Genomic DNA, 18,281 nt, shown 5'->3' on the forward strand with positions numbered 1-18,281 from the left:
TTATCTCCTCTGAAAATCGGGGCTCATTAGAAGTATCGTCAGGGCCTGCTCTCGGGTCTCAGCTCGCATGATTTCCGTGCGCGTTTCGTCGCTAAGAAGAGCGATCAACGTGTCGTTGACGAGCGACTTGATATCCACATCTTTTGCATGGCGCGAAGCGACTTCCTGAGTCCAATCGAGGCGAGTCTTAATGCCATCTGAAGTCGCCCAGCCATCATCATCCTCGGGCCAACCTTTTGGGGAGGGAGCGGTAAGGAACGGCTGCCCCATGGCGACCAAGGTGAGATCAGGTCGGGGGCGACGGGGAACTACGCCAAGAAGGTTCGTCGTTGCAGCCATGAATTCGATCGGCGGCCGGAGCTTCCGCAATGGAATAGACCACGCAGCGTCACTGCGCACCAGCGTTAAGGCCAGTGCAGTCAAATCCCCATCAGTTGAAAGAAAACTGCGCTCGAGGGATTCCACTAGAGCAAAAGGTGGCGGTGACGATACAAAGGCTCCAGCAAAACGTGTCGCTACATGGCGAGCGGTTGCAGGGTTTGCTGCGAGATCACGGACAACCGCAAGCAGTTGCCCTTCGCCGATGTCCGGATACGTCTTACCGAGAAGGCGCTTTGCCCCAGGCTCGTGTCGGCGTGGATCGAAGAAAGTACGGCCGCAGTGCTCATTGTCTAGCCTGAGCTCGACCTGCCATCCCGTCAAGACGGCGGCGAAGGCAGTGACATCGGCCTGAGTGTATCCGCCTTGCGTTCCGAGAGTATGAAGCTCGAGGACTTCTCGCGCGAGATTTTCGTTCAGTCCTGATCGCTTCCTTTTCCCAATATCCGAGTTCGGACCAATCGAAATATCATTATCGAGATAAAAGAGCATCGCGGGATGGGTGATCGCTGCCAACAGGAGGGCTTGGAATGAGCCCAAGACATGAGGTCTAATCGCCTCGCGCTGATAGGGACCAACTGTAAGCCCGACCTTAGCCTTGACGGCGGAAACCGTGAAATGATTGCTCCAGTAGAGAGCGAGTCGTTCCTTAAAAGGAGCTGGATTTTCTAGGGTCGATAAGAGCCAAGCGTCGAGTTCGTTGGAGCGTGGAACCGTTCTGGGTACCCCCGAGGCGGTGATTTCGCGTGCACTGGAACTAGGCCTCATTCCATTGGACCCGTCCAGCCCTTGGGAGCCGCCCATCGTCGGCGACCCCATTGTTTCCAAGGGCGGCTCCCTGGACGACATCGTATGATTATTGCCATCATCCTTCCGACTAGCCGAGACTTTGTCTGCTATAATTGCGGCGACGGCACTGCGCCGCCGCTGCATTGTCTGAAGCTGTTCCACCGAACTTTTTAGGTCCCGACCGTAATCAGGAAGCGCTGGAGAGGATAGCGAGGCTTCGATTTCGCCCCTTGGATCCTTGCCGACCCTCCCAGATGCGGTTCGCATGCCGAGACCGAAGCGTCCGGTTGCAACGAGAAAGGGATGCGGCGTTTCCATTGGCGTATTAATTACCATTTGAACGGCCTGGACCTCAAGCCGTTCGGCGTTCACAAAACTGATGACCGAGGCTCATGGTCACCGTCCTGTGCGCTTATATACGAGGCATGGCGGGATGATGACCATATGCCGGCAGGGACGACTTCTCGTTCAGGCGGAACATCCCGAAAGGGATGCCGACATCGAGCAGATTAAAGATCCTTAGCGAAGGAGCCCGTATTTTAGATACGCGCAGCGTTGCAAATATGATATTCTGATCGATCCACCAATTTGAATTTGCACTGTCTTGGAAGCTGGCTAAAAACAGATGTGAGATCTGTGATAGACTTTCTGCGAATGCGGTGGCGTCATCTCCACGGCCGAAATAGAGACAGGAGGCGTTAAGCGTGCCCCAAGTCTCCATACGGGGAGGGCGAAGCGTGATGAATTGCTGGGAACGAAACGAGCGAATCTTGTCATAGAGCCGCAACCCAATTGTTCCCGTCAACTGCCAGCGTAGCCTAATTTCAGAAGGAGACTCTGAAAATTTGATGTCCATGTCCGTCAGAAGCACATCCCCGCCAGCGGCCTGCATGAACAAGGGTACTCGAAGGAACCGGGCCGTAGCGTAATAATAAGGTGCTTTAACCGGCGGGTCTTCGGTTGATAGTGATACACGATCATTTGCCATTATGAGACCCATCAAGTCTTCATCTACAGATTCTACGTCGCCAAGTAGGTGGAAGTGAGCGCGAGCGCTTCTGTCTTTTTGAAACAAACTTTCCGTGTAACTTGAATAATACTTCTTTAAGTAGCGCGGGTCAGCGCAAGCGACAACAGTCAGAGTGCTTGGTTCGTAGCTCAAAGGCTTTACAAATCTAAAACTTGACGCTTCGGCTGAATAACGGAGATCAGCCGACGGCCCATCAAGATATTCGTCGGCCTTCTTCGACGGAATAAATGTGACGTGTCCCGAACCATTGAAGATCGTATCGTACTCGCTCCCGCGACGCTGTGCGAACAAAATTTCTGCCTCATGCTGCTCGTCGAGCGCAAGATGGCATATGCCTTTGATGACAGAACGACGAGGCTCCTCGATTTTGTCAATTACATTGAAATACCGAGTCAGGGTTTCCTTCCGATAGCTCTCAGAAACCCAAAAATCTTCACATTGACCCATGCAACGGAATAGTCGTAAAGCAATTGAGTTCGGATTTATGCCATAAGTTTGGCCTGCACTCAAGGCGTCAAGAACTTCGTTGAATACAAATGCACGAAACTCCCGACCTTCGGCGTATTCATAGCGCCAGACGGCTTCGATGTTAATTACTGATCTAAGGTATCGAAATTTTGCTTGCTCGCTTTTCATTGCGAGCTGCTGCATAGATTGGCGAACTACTGCTAAAGGCTGGCGGAGGCTATCGTCTAGATTGCGTAGCTTGCGCAAAACAATACCTATCTCACCATCCGGTTGCCCATTGATAGCCAGGAACAGATATTTTGCAGACAGAAGTATTGCCAGCCAAGTTAGGAGTCGGTGTCGCTCACCTTCCAGTTCAAGGGATTCTAGATTTTCATCGACGAAAGTCAGCGCCTGAACGAAAGCTTCGGCATCTCCTTTGCCACTATCGCACTTCTCGATTAGCGTTTCTGCGAGAAGCACCTGCTGCGCCGACGTCCTCTCTGCGTTAGGTATATTTTGAAGCTGCTCCGTAATTTTATCTGCCGGCTCGCCCGCTGAGGAAAGGCGAAAAATCATTGTCGGACTGAGCTTCCTACCGCTATGTAAAATTGCGTACCGAACGTTATTCAGTCTTTCCTTCAGAGACGGGTCCCCGCCTTTTGCTTTCATTACATCTTCACATGCTTTCGCAAGCAAATTAAAATGGAGGGGACGGAACTTTATATCTTTTGCGAGTGCCCTTTCGAAGAGCGAGACAAGGGCTTCGTGGTCGTGTAGATTGAGACAAATCTGACACATCGCTTCCAGCACCGAAGACTGCGTATCGGATCTGTCGTCAGTTAATTCCATCAGTTTAAAACCAGCGGACTGTAGAATTTTCAGTTCGTCAAGCTTCGGGCTTCTTTTCGAATGCCCGGCTAGGACCAACCTGAAATCCTTAATGAAATTTTCGGGTGTCAACGTATCTCTCCTTCGTTCGAGGATTATTCAAAACTCGTCTAATTTTCTGTTCGCTCGGGATTAATGCATGTACTTATTTTTGCTGACCTATCTAAAAACCATCTTATACCATCGCGTGAGTTGAGAATAGGATATGAATTTCGGGATCTTTCGCAATTCTAGACTCGTAACGGGCTCGAAGTATTTGTAGCGTGTCTGGTTTATTGCGCAGCACGCGGATGGCTTTTGTCAAGATAATCAGGTGGGACTTCCTCGCACCAGCATGTCGCGGGCGAAGTGCGACCGCACTTTCAATCTCTGACAGTCCCATTTCAATATCCCCAAGCTGCATATGCGTCTGGGCCAATCTCAATCTAGGCTTAATAATGTCCGGCGCCAACGCAATCGCACGCTGAGACGCAGCAAGAGCCCCCTGATATCGACGTTTGCTATATAGAGCCTGTGCCAATTCAGACCAATAATCCGGATTTTGGCGGCGGCGGTCCCTAATGTCTATAAGGAGGTCTTTGGCGACAAAAGTTCCATCAATAATATCTAAAATAGTTCCTTTAAGCAAATCTAGATGGGCAAGCGATGCAAGCGGAGCATGCCCTACGAGTGGTAACCCAACCCGCACGACGTTTGTCGTATGAATCAGATCAACATGTTTTCGATCGATAGAATTAAAGTCGTAGATGATGAACTTTTTCGCGTTATGGGAAATTGATGCGTTCATGTCGTCATAAATGAATTTAAGCTTGGTTGCGTGGTGTACCCAGCGCCGCTCAAATTCAACTTTCGCTGGATCGATGGAGAATTGAGGTGCGGCTGCAATAATTTCTGTCGCAGATAAAGCACCTGAAAACATCAAAGCGCCGTAGGCGCCCATGCTCGATCCGTAGCAAACAACTTGCTTGTATTGGCTTGATATCTTGACAGCATGGGATAAGGCGTCGAAGATTTCAGATACTTGCCACCAATGAGGTCGCTCACTGATGAAGCACAAACAATCATAGCCACGCTTTGCAAAAAACGCTTGTCCAAAACCTACAGGTGGGTCAAAATCTTTATGAACCAATGGGGTAAATGTTATAATGAGCGTATCTTTGCTGCCACTTACTAGCGAGTGCAATATTCTCACGTCTTTACCGTCGAAAATCAAGGTAGTCATTGGGTCATCTGATGACATTCGGTCCTCGCTGGTCGTCTCCGTCCATTGTTACGATTGATATAATTAAAAGATTTGATCCTCGTATAGCATTTTTGTATCAAGTGATAATCTAGTATATTCATGCTTTTAGCATATCTATACTTAATCTCGGCCCTGGATTAACGAAATTCGGGGGTTGTGCTGAATCGCTGCGGCCTTTTGTTACATTCTCCCATTGCGCCTTTGCCCAGCTATCACGTCTGCAATTGGCTTGGTAGGCCCTTGTGCCATTGCGGCGGCTGACCTGGTTCCTGTGGGCTAAATTGAACTTTGGCCTTGGTACGGTTGGGTTTTTGCCATGAAAAGGTACTGTTTACCACTACTGAACCCCACCGTGTTCTCCTGAGGTCGGTGCCCGAGCGGTACGGATGGTGTTGGACTATCAAGTCGAGCATGTCTCGCAACGGGCGGCGATCAACTCGAGTGCGGCCAGGATCGGCTGCTTGGGGCGCGACGCTTCGGAACATGATCCGGGAGTCCGAACGGGACAAGGACCTTGAGGGCTGCTCGAATATGGGCGAACGCGAGCGGATTAAGGGGACTGGAGCGCGAGAACGCGAACTGCGCCGAGCCAACGAACCGAAGGACTGCGCAGTGAGATCCTTCGGAAGGCGTCGGGGTATTTTACGTTTGCCGAGCTCGACCACCCCTTTTAACAAGGAACGCGTTCATCGACGAGCACCGCGATGCATACGGGCTGGTTCTTCCGGCAGCCCCGGGCTGAGAGCGGCATCGAGCCGTCCTTTGGAAGCGTGGGCTGCAGCAACGACAATGTCCTCGCCGAGACGATCAACCGCCTTGTTCAAGGCCGAGGTGATCCATCGCCGTAGCCCGTGGCGGAGCTACGAGGCCCTTTAATTTGACACCGTCAAATGGGTCGACTGGTTCGGCACCCGCCACCGGCTAGAACCTATCGGGACTATCCCTCCCGCCAAGGCCGAAGCGCGCTACTATGCCTAAACCGAGATCCAAGCCTTGGCCGCCTGACCCAAACCGAATAGCCTCTTGGAAAACCGAACCAGTTAAATGCTTATCGATCCGGTTCATCCGGAGGGTAAGCCAGTGACTGCCCGGCGCGCCGTGATGGTAGGGCGGATGGTTTCGCAGGATCGGCAAGTGGGCCTCGCCCCACTCCACGATCAGTTCGTAATCCTCGCAATCGCAGATCGTACCGCATACCACTAGGGCGTGTCATCGCTTGAGCCAAGCGAGGGCGGCTGCGAGGAAGAGGACGCCTATGAAGCTGACGGCGGTCTTCTCGTAGCGGGTGGCGATGGCGCGCCACTCTTTGAGCCTGGCCCAGAGGCGCTCGACCTGATTGCGGTTGTTGTAGATCCAATCCGGGCAGGCCACGGGCGCTTCGTGGCGCTGAGGCGGGATCGCAGGCCGAGCGCCCATACCCCAGATGTGCTCGCGAAAGACATGGCTGGTGTAGCCGCGGTCCCCCATGACCCATTTGGGCACCCCCGGCAGTTGGTCGAGCAGGGGAACAGCGTGAGGTAGTTCATGGGCCTGACCGGGCGCCAGCCGGAAGGCGATGGCGCGGCCCCGCCCGTCGGCGATCACGCAAGCCTTGGTGCCATAGCCGCCACGCGAGCGGCCAAGAGCTTCACGAGCGTCTCGCTCGGCCGCAGATCCCCCTTTTTGGCGGCTCCCGCCGCCTTTTGGTGCGCCCGCACGTTCGTGCCGTCGAGGAACACCATGCCGAGTTGGACGCCGCGTTCCTGTACGAGGTGAAGAAGCCGCTCCCAGACGCCGGCACGCGACCAGCGGATGAATATCTGGGCGGCCCGCCACCAGGGTCCCAATTCCTCGGGAATGGCCCGCCACTTGGCCCCGTTCTGATGCCGCCAAAGGATGCCCGAAAGCGTACGCTGCAGATCCTGCGGAGGCGTTTTGGCCTTGGGCCGGCAGGCTTCAACCAGAGGCTCCAGATCAGCCCATTGCGCGTCGCTCAGCATCGTCCCTCCTCCATCAGAGCGACGAAAACGCAAGCCCAGCCAATCTGTTCAGGCGACGACAGGCCCTAGGAGCATCCCTTCCGGTAGCAGATGAGCCACTTGGCAGAAGACCTGCCGGTCCTTGATCGCCTCAGAATTATCGAAAAGCGTCTTCAGGCGCGACGGCGGCAGGCCGTCCAGCGTCTTGAGGTTCATGCGGGGGGCTTCAAATCGGCGCTCCCCTAACAGAGTCAGCATCCCCGTAAACCGCCGCTAACCCGAGGTCGAAGCCCTGGGGTGAAGGTGCGGAACCTTGACGCGCGACCCGCCCCGGTGCTTGTGACCGCTCGCCCTCCATTCGTCCGGTCGGTCACGACGGGCGGAATCATAAGAAAATGGGAGACCGGAGTGAAACGCTCGCGCCGCACGAAGATCATCGCCACCCTCGGTCCGGCTTCCGATACGCCGGAGATGATCGAGAAACTGTTCCGCGCCGGTGCGGATGTGTTCCGGCTCAACATGAGCCACCTTCCGCGCGAGAAATTGCCCGAGAAGATCGAGGTGATCCGCACCATCGAGCGCGAGTTGCGCCGGCCCATCGCCGTCCTGGTGGATCTCCAGGGCCCGAAGCTGCGGGTCGCCGCCTTCGCCGAGGGCAGCGCGATCCTCGAGAACGGGGCCTCCTTCGTGCTCGATTCGGATCCGACGCCGGGCGACATCCATCGCGTCTACCTTCCTCACCCCGAGATTCTGTCCGCGCTCGAGCCCGGCCACGTCGTCATCATTGATGACGGTAAGCTGCGCCTCGTCGTGACCGAAGTCTCCGAGGGACGCGCGGTGACCGAGGTCGTCATCGGCGGCAGGATTTCCAACCGCAAGGGCGTGTCCTTGCCCGACACGGTGATCCCGGTTGCGGCGATGACCGAAAAGGACCGCGGCGATCTCGAGGCCGGCCTCAATGCCGGCGCGGACTGGATCGCGGTCTCCTTCGTCCAGCGCCCCGAGGACGTGGCCGAGGTGAAGAAGGTCGCCGCCGGCCGCGCGCTGGTCATGGCCAAGATCGAGAAGCCACAGGCGCTGACCCGTCTCGACGAGATCATCGAGATCTCCGACGGCATCATGGTGGCGCGTGGTGATCTCGGCGTGGAGATGCCGCTCGAGCAGGTGCCCGGCGTGCAGAAGCGGATCACGCGTGGTGCGCGGCGTCTGGGCAAGCCCGTCGTGGTCGCGACCCAGATGCTGGAATCGATGATCACCGCGCCGGTCCCCACCCGCGCCGAGGTCTCGGACGTGGCGACGGCAGTCTACGAGGGCGCGGATGCGGTGATGCTGTCGGCGGAGAGCGCCTCCGGCGCCTTCCCGATCGAGGCGATCTCGATGATGAGCCGTATCGCCGAGCAGGTGGAGCGCGACGCGCTCTACTGGACGATCCTGACGGCGCAGCGCTCCGAGCCCGATGCCACCGCGTCGGACGCCATCGCGGCGGCGGCGCATCAAATGGTCGGTGCTCTCGGCCTCACCGCCATCATGGCCTGGACGCATTCGGGATCGACGGCCCTGCGTCTCGCCCGCTCGCGGCCCAACGCCACGATCATCGCCCTCACGCCGAAGCGCGAGACCGCCCGGCGGCTGGCCATGTGCTGGGGCACGCACCCGATCGTCACCAACGATGCGAGCGACGTGGACGACATGGCCTTCCGCGCGGCGAAATTCGCCGTTCGCGAACGCTTCGCCGAAATCGGTGACCGGGTCATCGTCGTGGCGGGCGTGCCGTTCGGGACCCCGGGCGCTACCAACCTGGTGCGGATCGCCTTCGTCACCCGCGATCACGCCGCGAGAGCCTGATCGACTGTCAGGGCGCGACGGGTTCAGTTTCCGTCGCGCCGATCTCGGCGGCGAGGCGCTCAATGGCATCCACGAGCGCATCCGTCGCCATATAGGGCACCATGTGGCCGATGCCTGGCAGCATAACGAGGCGCGCGCCGGGGATAGTCCTGGCCAAAGGCTCCGCATGGCGCGTCGCCGGAACGGCGGCATCCGCATCGCCGGAGACGATCACCGTCGGCACGGCGATCGTACCGTATCGCGGAGCCTGGGCCGCCAAGGCTGCGGGTAGGCCGATCAGGTCTTCGAGATTCGCCAGCATCGTCGCGGGGCGTAGCACCAGGGCTGAGCGGCTTCGGTCGAGATAATCTCCGGGAATTTCCTGCGGCCGGAAGGCCGCACGCCCTGCGCGTTCGAGATAATAGAGGCCGAGCGGTGTCGTGACGGTGCGGCTGAGCAGCCAAGCGACCGGGGGCTTCAACGCGAGGCGGTAATACCATGGCAGAGGCGCCATGGCGGGAAACGGCATCGCCACCGGCGCCACCAGCACGAGGCCGGACACGACCTCCGGATGGTCGAGGGCAATGGCGGTGGCCAGCGCACCGGCCCAGGAATGCCCCATCAGGATCACGCGGCCGGTCCCGATACCTTCGATAGCCTGCGCGATGGCGTGTCCCTGTGCCGCCGGACTCGCCATATCGCGGTCGCCGAGGCGGTCGCTCCAGCCGTATCCCGGCCTGTCGAAGGCGATGACGCGAAAACCGCTCTCTGCGAGCCTGCGGCCGACACCTTCCATCGGATCGGCTGCATTGGCCGAAGCCCCATGCAGGACCACGATGGTTCCCCTGGAGGAAGGATTCGGACCGGCCTGGATCGTCGCGAGCCGTCCGCCCGCCACTTCCATGGAAGGGCCGAGCGGCGGGAACTTGGTGCCGACCCGCAGGGTGACGATCAAGGTCACGAGAGCGCCGGCCGCGAGCACGCTGACGATCAATCCGAGCATCGCGCCCGCGATCAGGCCGAGCCAGTGCAGAAGAACCATGTCCGGTTACAGGTCCCGTCCGTCGATCTCGGGGACAAGCCGGTCGATGGCGCTCTGGAGCTTCTCCATGCGCGGATAGATGGCAGAGGCGCGCCTGAAAGCGTCGAGGGCACGGCGCTTGTCATCCATCGATAGGTAGATCCGGCCCAGTGCCGCCCAGGCCTCGTAATGTCGTGGTTCCAGCACCAGCGTCCGCTGCAGATCGGCCACGGCATTGGTCTGGTCGGTGAGCAGCCAGAACACCGTGGCCCGGCGGTTCCAGCCCTCCGCCCATTGCGGCTCAAGGGTGGTGGCGCGGTCCATCAACTCGACGGCGAGGGCATAATCGCGGCCCGACATCGCCTGGCGGGCACGTTCGGTGAGGAGATCCGCCGTGGCGCTGCCGGAGCGCCCGAGACGCTGCTCGATCAGGCGGGAGATACCCTTGGCCTCGGCATCGTCCTCGGACGCCTTCAGCCTCGCATAGAGATCTTCGAGGCTCGGCGCCTGCACCTTCCTGGGTGCATCCTTCTCGGTTTCCTTGACCTGTCCGGTCTCCCGGCCCTGACTCGCTTGAGGTAGAGCGTCGGCGGACGATGCCCCGAACGAAAAAAACGCGGCGCTCAGGAGCGCAGCGTTGAAAAGAATGCCGAGGTACCGGGACAGCGTCATGAGAGCGAGCTTCCTCGCCCTTCACGCCGCCGTCAACAGGCTGGCTTGACGCGGCTGCCCCGAATTGCCGGGCAGCCCGCAGCCTCAGCCCTGGCGGGCCTTGAAGCGCTTCTGCGTCTTGTTGATGACGTAGACGCGGCCCTTACGGCGCACGAGCTGGTTGTCGCGGTGACGGCCACGGAGGGACTTGAGGGAGTTGCGAATCTTCATCGGTCTCACGTCGGCCGGGTTTGAGCCCGCCGCCTGTCCATAGGGTCTCGGGAACGAGGCACCTCGGTAAGGCGTCCTCGGCGATGGCAGTTCACGCATCGCGGAAAGGCGGTTGCCATATCAGGCTTGAGCGCCTGAAGGCAAGATGCAACCGACCTGCCCATGATGCGGATTCTTAAAACTCTCGCCCCGACGCATGGTCGGGGTCTCCATGCTTCGCCTCTCGGAGCCGTCAACGCTCGCGCCAAGCCTTGGCGATCTGGTCCGTCAGAGGCTTCGTCAGGTAGGAGATGACCGAGCGGTCCCCAAGTTGCATGAACGCTTCCACAGGCATGCCGGGCACGAGCTGGACCTTGCCGAGGCGCTCCACCTGATCCTCCGTCATGCGGATGCGCGCGGTGTAGTAGGTCATGCCGCTCTTCGGGTCCTGCGAGACGTCGGCGGAAACCCGGCTCACGATCCCGTCGATCTCGGGCGTCACCCGCTGGTTGAAGGCCGGGAAGCGCAGGACCGCCCGCTGGTCCACGCGGACGTTGTCGATGTCCTGCGGCTGAATCTTTACTTCGACGATGAGCTTGTCGGCGTCGGGCACGATCAGCATCGCCGGCTCGCTGGGAACCACGAGGCCGCCGATCGTGTGCACGGTCAGCTGGTGGACCGTGCCGTTCTGAGGCGAGCGCATGTCGATGCGCTTGAGCTGATCCTCCGCGGCGATGCGCTTCTCGACATATTCCGACCAGCGGCCGCGAATCTCCGCGAGTTCCTTTCCGGTCTCGGTGCGCATGTCCTGATCGATCTGGAAGATCTGCAGTTCGATCTCGGTGATCTTTCCCTTGGCCGATGCGGTGGAGGCGATGAGCTGCCCGCGCTCGCCCTGCAGCCGGGCGCCGTCGCGTTCGAGCGCCGTGACGCGCGAGAGCGGCACGAGGTTCTTGCCGTAGAGCTCGCGCACGCCCTTCAGCTCGGTCCCGATCAGCGCCGTTTCCCGCTCCTTGGCGGCGGCCTGTTCGGTGAGGCCCTTGATCTCTTCGCCGAGCTGGGAGACGCGCTCGCGCAACTGCGCCTTCTGGCCCTCGCGGCCGGCGACCCTGGCGTGGAACAGGCGGGTTTCGCTGTCCACCAGATGCGCGACGGACGGATCCTTGGCCTTGCGGGCCAGGAGATCCGCCGGGAAGGTGATCTCGGATGCGCCGTCACGCTCCGCCTCGTCGCGGGCGCGGCGGGCCGCGAATTCGTCGAGCGCCTTCAGGATGATGTCGAGATTGGCGCGGGTCTGGGTCTCGTCGAGGCGGATCAGGATGTCGCCGGCCTTGACCCGTGCGCCCTCCTTCACCCGCAACTCACCGACGACGCCGCCGGTGGGATGCTGGACCTTCTTCACATCCGATTCGACCATGAGCTGCCCCGGAGCGATCACCGCTCCCGAGATCATCGTGAAGGTGGCCCAGCCCCCGATGCCGACGACGAGGACGGCGCCGACACCGATGGCGACGGCAAGGTGGCGGCGGATGGACCCGTTGGCCGTGGGGCGGACCTGGGCGGCGGGAAGTCCGACGGGCGACAGTGCGATGGCCATCACGCGCTCTCCTGCAGGGTGGCGACGTTCGCGCCGGTTCGTTGTGCGGCGACGGGCTCGGCGGCGGGAGCCGGGGTCGACCGGAGGACGCGCTTGAGCACCTCGTCCTTGGGGCCGAAGGCCTGGGCCCGCCCGTCGGCCATCATCAGGATCATGTCGACGGCCGCCAGGGCGCTGGGGCGGTGCGCCACGACGATGCAGATGCCGCCGCGCTGCCGCACACCGACGATGGCCTGGGTCAGGGCATTCTCGCCCTCCCCGTCGAGATTCGAGTTGGGTTCATCCAGCACCACGAGGAAGGGGTCGCCATAAAGCGCCCTCGCCAGGCCGACACGCTGGCGCTGACCCGCCGACAGGCCGGCGCCGCCCTCCCCGATCCGGGTGTCGTAGCCTTCCGTGAGGCGCAGGATCATCTCGTGGATTCCCGCCGATTTGGCCGCCGCGATGACGGCGCCCGATTGTGCGTTGGGATCGAACCGCGCGATGTTCTCGGCGATGGTGCCCGCGAACAGCTCCACTTCCTGCGGCAGGAAGCCGATATGCGGTCCGAGATCGGCGCTGGACCATTGGTCGATGGCCGCGCCGTCGATCCTGACTTTGCCGCGAACGGGAGGCCAGACGCCGACGATGGCGCGGACGAGGCTGGACTTACCCGACGCGCTCGGGCCGATGATTCCGAGCCCCTGTCCGCGCTGCAGCGAAAGGCTGACATCCTGGACGACGATGCGCTGGGTGCCGGGCGGTGCGAGGGTGACGTTCTCGGCGACGAGACTCTGCGACGGAGCGGGCAGCGCGTGGGGCTGTTCGGCGGCGGGCAGGCGCGCGAACAGCTCCGAGAGCCGCGCCCAGCTCTGGCGCGCCTGAACGAATCCCTTCCAATTGGCAATGGCGAGTTCCGCGGGAGCCAGGGCACGGGCGACGAGGATCGACGAGGCGATGATGACGCCGGCCGAAGCCAGATTGTTGATGACGAGCCATGCACCGAGGGCGAGCACACCCGATTGCAGCGCCATGCGGAACACTTTCGAGCCCGCACCGAAACCGCTGGCGACGTCCGAGACGTTCATCTGCGACTGCATGTAGTCGCGGTTGGCACCACCCCAGCGATCGGCGAAACGTCCCTGCATTCCCATGGCGGCGAGCACCTCGGCATTGCGGCGGCCGGCTTCTGCCAATCCGTTGCGGCGCATGCCGTGGGCGGTGGCGGTCTGCGAGGGCCCACGCGTCGAGCGATCCGTGGTCAGGGCGAGGACGGCCAGGACCGCCGCGCCCACGAGTGCGGCGACGCCGATGAGGGGGTGGAAGAGGAAGCAGATGAAGACGTAGATCGGCATCCACGGCAGATCGAAGAAGGCCGAGGGGCCCGTGCCGCCGAGGAAGGCACGCAACTGGTCGAGATCGCGCAGGGGCAGCAGCCCGTCGCCCGGGGTGGCACCCTTCAGGGGAGCCCGTACGACGATGTCGAACACCCGCGCGCTGAGGGCTTCGTCCAGAGACGCGCCGACGCGTGCAAGGATACGCGAGCGGATCGTCTCCAGAATGCCTTGAAATCCGTAGAGGACGAGGGCGAGGATCACCAAGCCGACCAGTGTCGGCACGCTGCGGCTCGGAATGACGCGGTCGTAGACTTCGAGCATGAAGAACGATCCGGTCAGATATAAAATGTTGACCAAACCGCTCATCACCGCGACGCCGATGAACGCTGTCCGGCAACTTGCCAACGCCGAAATGATCTCGGCCGATTCCCGCCCCTTAGCCACTGCCGCCCCCGCCGTCACGTTCGATTGTCAAGCTTAGTTCGTAGGAAAGTCTGCGATACCGTTTGCGAACGGCGGTCGGACACTCTCTTCCTCTTAGAAGAAAAGTGTGAATTCGAGAACTCGAAAACATGCCCGTGCGGTTGGATTATGACCGCCTGCGTCCGGCGGGCGCTTCTCCAGCAGCGCCTATGATGGTCCAATCCAGCCTTCGTGGGGGTGATCAGGTGCATCTATTGACCGGCGAAGTCCCCTCGCATCTGGGCCGATCCGGCGACGATGATGTCCGCGATGCCTTATGCTTCGGATCGCGCGACCTCGCGTATCGGCCGCCAAGCACCGCGAGAAATTCCGATTGCCAGTAGATGTCCGTAAACGTTCTCGGCTTATGCCGATGCGAGTAATGGCGAAACGCCGGAGCGTCTTAAGTGCGGTCGGACAAAGAGACGGGCGAGTCGCAGGATCCGGTGCCGCGGCGCGAGGACCGGAACTCAACCAACTGGATCGCTAATATCCGCCTTCCGGACGGCAGCGAAATCCCCTGCACCGTGAAGGACGTCTCCAAATCCGGTGCCAAGCTCGGCATCCCGTCCTACCAAGCTTTGCCGCCTTCCTTTCTGCTCCGCATCATCGGCCGTGACTTCGTCTGCATGGTGAAGCTCGCCTGGAGGCGGGGCGACTATGTCGGCGTCAGGATCGAGCGCGTCGGGAAGGTGGCGCCGTCTCGCGCCAAACAGGTCGCGCAGCTGCCCCCGGCCGTGGAGATCGCCGTAGAGGCGCCCCCAAACGTCGATGAACCGGGCGGCGTCGGCATCCCTTCGCGCAGACGGACCCCCTCCATCTTTTGACGAGGGCCGATGGCGTAGTCTCTGCGCCTCGCGCATGTCAGGCCCGAAGCAGATCCCTCATGCCGGGGGCCTTCTCGCTGCCGGGGAAGATCTTTTCCGACAGGACCTTCTCCTCGAACCCGAACTGATCGATCAGCAGGCCCTTCATCACGGCGCGCAGATCCGTCGTCGGCGCGAGGTCGCGACCTTCGAACAGGGCGCTTTCCTTCAGGCTCGGCCAATCGGCGATCACCCGTCCCCCTGCCACCGCGCCTCCGACGAGGAAGTCCACCGTCGCCGTTCCGTGATCGGTGCCGGAGGAGCCGTTCATATGCACGGTGCGCCCGAATTCCGTGACGATCAGAACGGAGGTCTGTGCCCAGGAGGCGCCGAGTCCCTCCTTGATCGCCGCTATTCCGGCATTGAGGGAGGCCAGGTTCCTGGCGAGACGCCCCTCATAGGGGCCCTGGGACGAGTGTGTGTCCCAACCGTCGAAGTTCATCACGGCGATGCGGGGGCCGGTGACGGGCGCCATGAGCGAGGCCGCAGCGCGGGCGGCCGAGGCGAAGCTGTTGGGGCCCCTCAACGGCTGCTTGCCCATCGCCGCCATGCTCGGATCCGAGGCGATGAAATCGTCGACCTGCACACCCTCGCGCAGGGCATTTGCCAGGGCCTGGTCCTTGTCGTCGTAGAGCGCTTGAAGCCGCATCAGCGTATCGGCCGAGGCGTAGGGAAGAGTCTGCGGCTGCCATGTCTCGACCTGGGCCGGACCACGCAGGATCAGCGGTGTCGTCGCGCTGACGGAGAGAGCCTTGGCCGGCCGCAACTCGATGCCCTTGGCCTTGGGAACGAGGGACAGTGCGCGATTGAGCCAACCGGTATCGACGCCGGAACTGGAGCGCGTCATCCCGTTCTCGAGGACCTCCTGCGCGTCGAAATGCGAGCGGGCGCGGTAGGGGGTAGCGACGGCATGGAACAGCGTGGCCTCGCGCTTGGCATAGAGATCGGCCAGGTTCGGCATGGCCGGATTGAGCGAGAACAGCGGATCGAGCCGGAAGGGCGTGTGCGTCGGTGACAGCTTGAAGCCGGAGCGGATCGAAGCGAATTGCGGATCGCCCACCGGCATCACCGCCGACAGGCGTCGAGCCCACCGCGCAGCACCACCACTAGGAAGCGCGGGTCGCGGCCGGACGCGGCCCAGACCTTGGGCACATAGGGCCAGGCGAAGAGGGCGCCGGCGCCGAGCAGCAGGTTGCGGCGCGTCGGCAGGTGGGCGTGTTCCTGAGGGTTCATGGGGTCATCGCCTCTCGACCGGCTAGCGCCGCTGGAATTCCGGACTGAGCATCAGCAGGGCCAATGCCTGTTCGGGGCTTTCGCCCTGCCTGATCACGCGCCGGGTCTCGTCCGAGAAATAGCTGCCGATCCGGTCGTCCACGAGTTTGCGGATATCGATATGGTTCGCGTTGAACGTCGCGCATTGCTGCGCCCAGTCGATCCGGCTCTTGATGCCATCCGAGGTCGCCCAGGCATCGTCTTCCTAGGCCCATCCCTTGGGTGACGGGGCGGCCAGGAACGGCTGGCCCATCGCGAGAAGCGAGGCTTTCGGCGATGGTCTAACCGGCGCTTGTCCGAGGAGGCGACCGGTCGCGGCGAGGAACTCGATCGGCGAGCGGAGCTTCACGGGAGCGGCGGTCCAGGCCTCGTCGTTTTGGATCAGCGCGGCGGTCACGGCCTTTAGGTCGCCGTCGCTGTCCTGAAAGACCTTGGCGAGATTCTTCTGAAGAGAGTCCGACGCCTTTTCCGATACGAACGCACGCGCCATCCGTCGCGTCACGTAGCGTGCCGTGGATGGGTGGCGCACGAGGTCGGCTAGGACCGCGGGAAACTCCTCCGCTCCCGCTTCCGCGTAACGCTTACCGAGGATGGTCTTCGGCCCAGGCTGGTGCTGGCGTTCACGGAACACCACCTCGCCAAAAGTCTCGGATCTTGGGCTGATATCCACGGTCCAGCCCGTGAGGACGGAGGCCAATGCCGTGACGTCGGCCTGACTGTAGCCGCCATCGACGCCCAGTGTGTGGAGTTCGAGCACCTCGCGTCCGAGATTCTCGTTGAGGCCGGATTTCTTGATGCGCCCGACCTTGGAATCGGGGCCGATCGAGGATGCGTTGTCGAGATAATAGAGCATGGAGGCGTGCAGGATCGCCGCCTTGGCCATGTCGTGAAAGCGGCCGAGAATGAATGGCCGAATGGCTTCGCGCTGGAACGAACCCGCCGTAAGGCTGGATTTCCCCTTCCCAGCCCCGATGGTGAAGTGATTGGTCCAGTGTAGAAACAGCCGCTCGTGCAGTGGTGCCTCGGTCGCCGCCAGTCTGAGCCATATGATCAGCTCATCGGCGCTCTTCATGATCGACCCCTGCGTGGCCTTGGCCTGGGAGTCGTTCTCCATCATGCCGCCACCCATTGATGGCTCTGTGCCGGGTGCCATCGCCATGGCACCATCTTGCATATTGCTGCCTGGCTTGACCTTGGCACCGTCCGCATCCGCCATCGCTTCGCGGCGCTGCTTCGCAAGCTGACGACGATGCATCATTGCCTGCAGCTGATCGGTCGTTGACATCAGTTTGGCTTCGGGCGCCGTCACCGACATGTCGAGCTGTGCGCGAACGTAGCCGCGCGGATCGTCGAGGGCGCGCAGATCGATGGCGCTGCATCCGAGGCCGAACCGTCCGACCGCATTCGAGAATGCCAAGTTTCGGCTCATCGTGATCTCCGGCATCCGGCACGGTGGCCGAGATGCCCGGCGCCGAATGAAAGCGCTCGCCTTACACTCTTTGTCTGAGGCGGTTCTGTGACCGGGACGGCGGCTCACGCAAGCGTGACAGTGGCTGGCATGAGACAACCGCCATTCGCTGCCTAGGGCGCGATGGACACGAAAGCCTCGCCGTACGAGCAAGCCGTGCGTTCACGACGGAGGGGCTGCCAGAACGAGAAAAAGCCCCGTTTCCGGGGCTTTTGTTCTCTCGTCCATCTCACCCGAAGGGAAATGGTGGGCGCGACAGGGATCGAACCTGTGACCCCTACCATGTCAAGGTAGTGCTCTCCCGCTGAGCTACGCGCCCCGGCTGAAGCGTTTCCGCTGCAGCGAGGAGCGGCGTATAGCTTTCGGCTGGAACGGGCGTCAAGGGCCTTTTCGCGGAAAGCAGGCGTTCCTTTGATCCGGGTCGCGTTTTCTTCGATGGGACCACCCTATCCCATCGAGCTCTAGGTGAGGCATTTATGTTGCGGTGCAGCATAGAGGTGCTTGAATGAATATCGTGACGGAGCGTAAGTGGATTTTTACTCCAGGCATTATCAATAAGAAAAATGAAAAATCGACACCTTCATGATAGTCGAAGAATATGCTATAAATCACCTTTTACTATAGTATCACAAATATGACGGGCGCATTAGCATTGGGGATTTTCCGATGCATAGATTGTTGAGTTATGTAAATTAAGTCACGTTTGTTACTAAGTGTCGATTTTTTTATTGTAGTAATACAATAATAATTCTGGAAACCGATGGCGCGGTGCGTTAATAATGTTTTATATTATGCCGATGCGGGATAGGTTTGTACAGTTTCAGACGTGCCGTTGAAGTAGCGGCCTATATTGAATGC

At 60.5% G+C, this 18,281-nt stretch carries 13 protein-coding genes, 1 tRNA gene and 2 pseudogenes; 3 read left to right on the top strand and 13 right to left on the bottom strand.

Annotated elements, in window-relative coordinates:
- The 3 genes from ACYQOP_RS23335 to ACYQOP_RS23345 all read right to left on the bottom strand — a co-directional run bounded on the left by ACYQOP_RS23335 (position 1) and on the right by ACYQOP_RS23345 (position 4,775).
- Complete coding sequence (locus ACYQOP_RS23335) at positions 1 to 1,539, bottom strand: DUF1800 domain-containing protein (RefSeq protein WP_461224423.1); 1,539 nt, start codon at positions 1,537 to 1,539, stop codon at positions 1 to 3.
- Positions 1,540 to 1,579: 40 nt separating this feature from the next.
- Positions 1,580 to 3,607: a hypothetical protein gene (locus ACYQOP_RS23340; RefSeq protein ID WP_461224425.1), complete on the bottom strand. Its 2,028-nt coding sequence runs from the start codon at positions 3,605 to 3,607 to the stop codon at positions 1,580 to 1,582.
- A gap of 103 nt (positions 3,608 to 3,710) precedes the next feature.
- Positions 3,711 to 4,775 carry a tetratricopeptide repeat protein gene (locus ACYQOP_RS23345; protein ID WP_461224427.1) on the bottom strand — a complete coding sequence of 355 codons (1,065 nt, stop codon included), beginning with the start codon at positions 4,773 to 4,775 and terminating at the stop codon, positions 3,711 to 3,713.
- A gap of 740 nt (positions 4,776 to 5,515) precedes the next feature.
- On the opposite strand from ACYQOP_RS23345, the pseudogene ACYQOP_RS23350 reads away from it, so the two are divergent.
- Positions 5,516 to 5,756, top strand: a pseudogene (locus ACYQOP_RS23350) (IS3 family transposase); the annotation flags it as partial.
- Positions 5,757 to 5,987: 231 nt separating this feature from the next.
- Here ACYQOP_RS23350 and ACYQOP_RS23355 read toward each other — a convergent pair.
- Both ACYQOP_RS23355 and ACYQOP_RS23360 read right to left on the bottom strand, forming a co-directional pair.
- Positions 5,988 to 6,757 (bottom strand): IS5 family transposase gene (locus ACYQOP_RS23355; RefSeq protein WP_461224428.1). Its coding sequence is split into 2 segments (ribosomal slippage): positions 5,988 to 6,442 and positions 6,442 to 6,757, totalling 771 coding nucleotides; the frame shifts between segments, so codons are not numbered across the junction.
- A 48-nt stretch (positions 6,758 to 6,805) separates the two neighbouring features.
- Positions 6,806 to 6,952: a hypothetical protein gene (locus tag ACYQOP_RS23360; protein ID WP_461224430.1), complete on the bottom strand. Its 147-nt coding sequence runs from the start codon at positions 6,950 to 6,952 to the stop codon at positions 6,806 to 6,808.
- Between the two features lie 192 nt (positions 6,953 to 7,144).
- Here ACYQOP_RS23360 and pyk point away from each other — a divergent pair, with 192 nt between their 5' ends.
- A complete protein-coding gene (gene pyk, locus ACYQOP_RS23365) occupies positions 7,145 to 8,581 on the top strand; it encodes a pyruvate kinase (protein WP_056429184.1) in 1,437 nt (478 codons plus the stop codon).
- 7 nt (positions 8,582 to 8,588) lie between these two features.
- Here pyk and ACYQOP_RS23370 read toward each other — a convergent pair whose 3' ends face one another.
- From ACYQOP_RS23370 to ACYQOP_RS23390, 5 genes are all read right to left on the bottom strand, one after another.
- Positions 8,589 to 9,602, bottom strand: a complete 1,014-nt coding sequence (locus tag ACYQOP_RS23370; RefSeq protein WP_461224432.1) for an alpha/beta fold hydrolase — start codon at positions 9,600 to 9,602, stop codon at positions 8,589 to 8,591.
- 6 nt (positions 9,603 to 9,608) lie between these two features.
- Complete coding sequence (locus ACYQOP_RS23375) at positions 9,609 to 10,253, bottom strand: tetratricopeptide repeat protein (protein ID WP_461224434.1); 645 nt, start codon at positions 10,251 to 10,253, stop codon at positions 9,609 to 9,611.
- 84 nt (positions 10,254 to 10,337) lie between these two features.
- Positions 10,338 to 10,463 (bottom strand): type B 50S ribosomal protein L36, encoded by a 126-nt coding sequence (gene ykgO / locus ACYQOP_RS23380; RefSeq protein ID WP_003601867.1) that lies wholly within the window; start codon positions 10,461 to 10,463, stop codon positions 10,338 to 10,340.
- A 232-nt stretch (positions 10,464 to 10,695) separates the two neighbouring features.
- Positions 10,696 to 12,039, bottom strand: coding sequence for an HlyD family type I secretion periplasmic adaptor subunit (locus ACYQOP_RS23385; RefSeq protein ID WP_461224437.1), 1,344 nt, complete (start codon positions 12,037 to 12,039; stop codon positions 10,696 to 10,698).
- Positions 12,039 to 13,721 (bottom strand): type I secretion system permease/ATPase, encoded by a 1,683-nt coding sequence (locus tag ACYQOP_RS23390; RefSeq protein WP_246747927.1) that lies wholly within the window; start codon positions 13,719 to 13,721, stop codon positions 12,039 to 12,041. The genes ACYQOP_RS23385 and ACYQOP_RS23390 overlap by 1 nt, the downstream gene beginning before the upstream one ends.
- A gap of 503 nt (positions 13,722 to 14,224) precedes the next feature.
- Here ACYQOP_RS23390 and ACYQOP_RS23395 point away from each other — a divergent pair.
- Entirely contained in the window at positions 14,225 to 14,644 is a 420-nt protein-coding gene (locus ACYQOP_RS23395) for a PilZ domain-containing protein (protein ID WP_056429175.1), read from the top strand.
- A 37-nt stretch (positions 14,645 to 14,681) separates the two neighbouring features.
- On the opposite strand, the pseudogene ACYQOP_RS23400 reads toward ACYQOP_RS23395, so the two are convergent.
- From ACYQOP_RS23400 to ACYQOP_RS23410, 3 genes and pseudogenes are all read right to left on the bottom strand, one after another.
- Positions 14,682 to 15,916: pseudogene (locus tag ACYQOP_RS23400) on the bottom strand (DUF1501 domain-containing protein).
- 244 nt (positions 15,917 to 16,160) lie between these two features.
- Positions 16,161 to 17,384, bottom strand: coding sequence for a DUF1800 domain-containing protein (locus ACYQOP_RS23405; protein WP_461224440.1), 1,224 nt, complete (start codon positions 17,382 to 17,384; stop codon positions 16,161 to 16,163).
- A 283-nt stretch (positions 17,385 to 17,667) separates the two neighbouring features.
- Positions 17,668 to 17,742, bottom strand: a tRNA-Val gene (locus tag ACYQOP_RS23410).
- Between the last annotated feature and the right edge of the window lie 539 nt (positions 17,743 to 18,281).

Source organism: Methylobacterium sp. CM6247 (assembly GCF_054817925.1).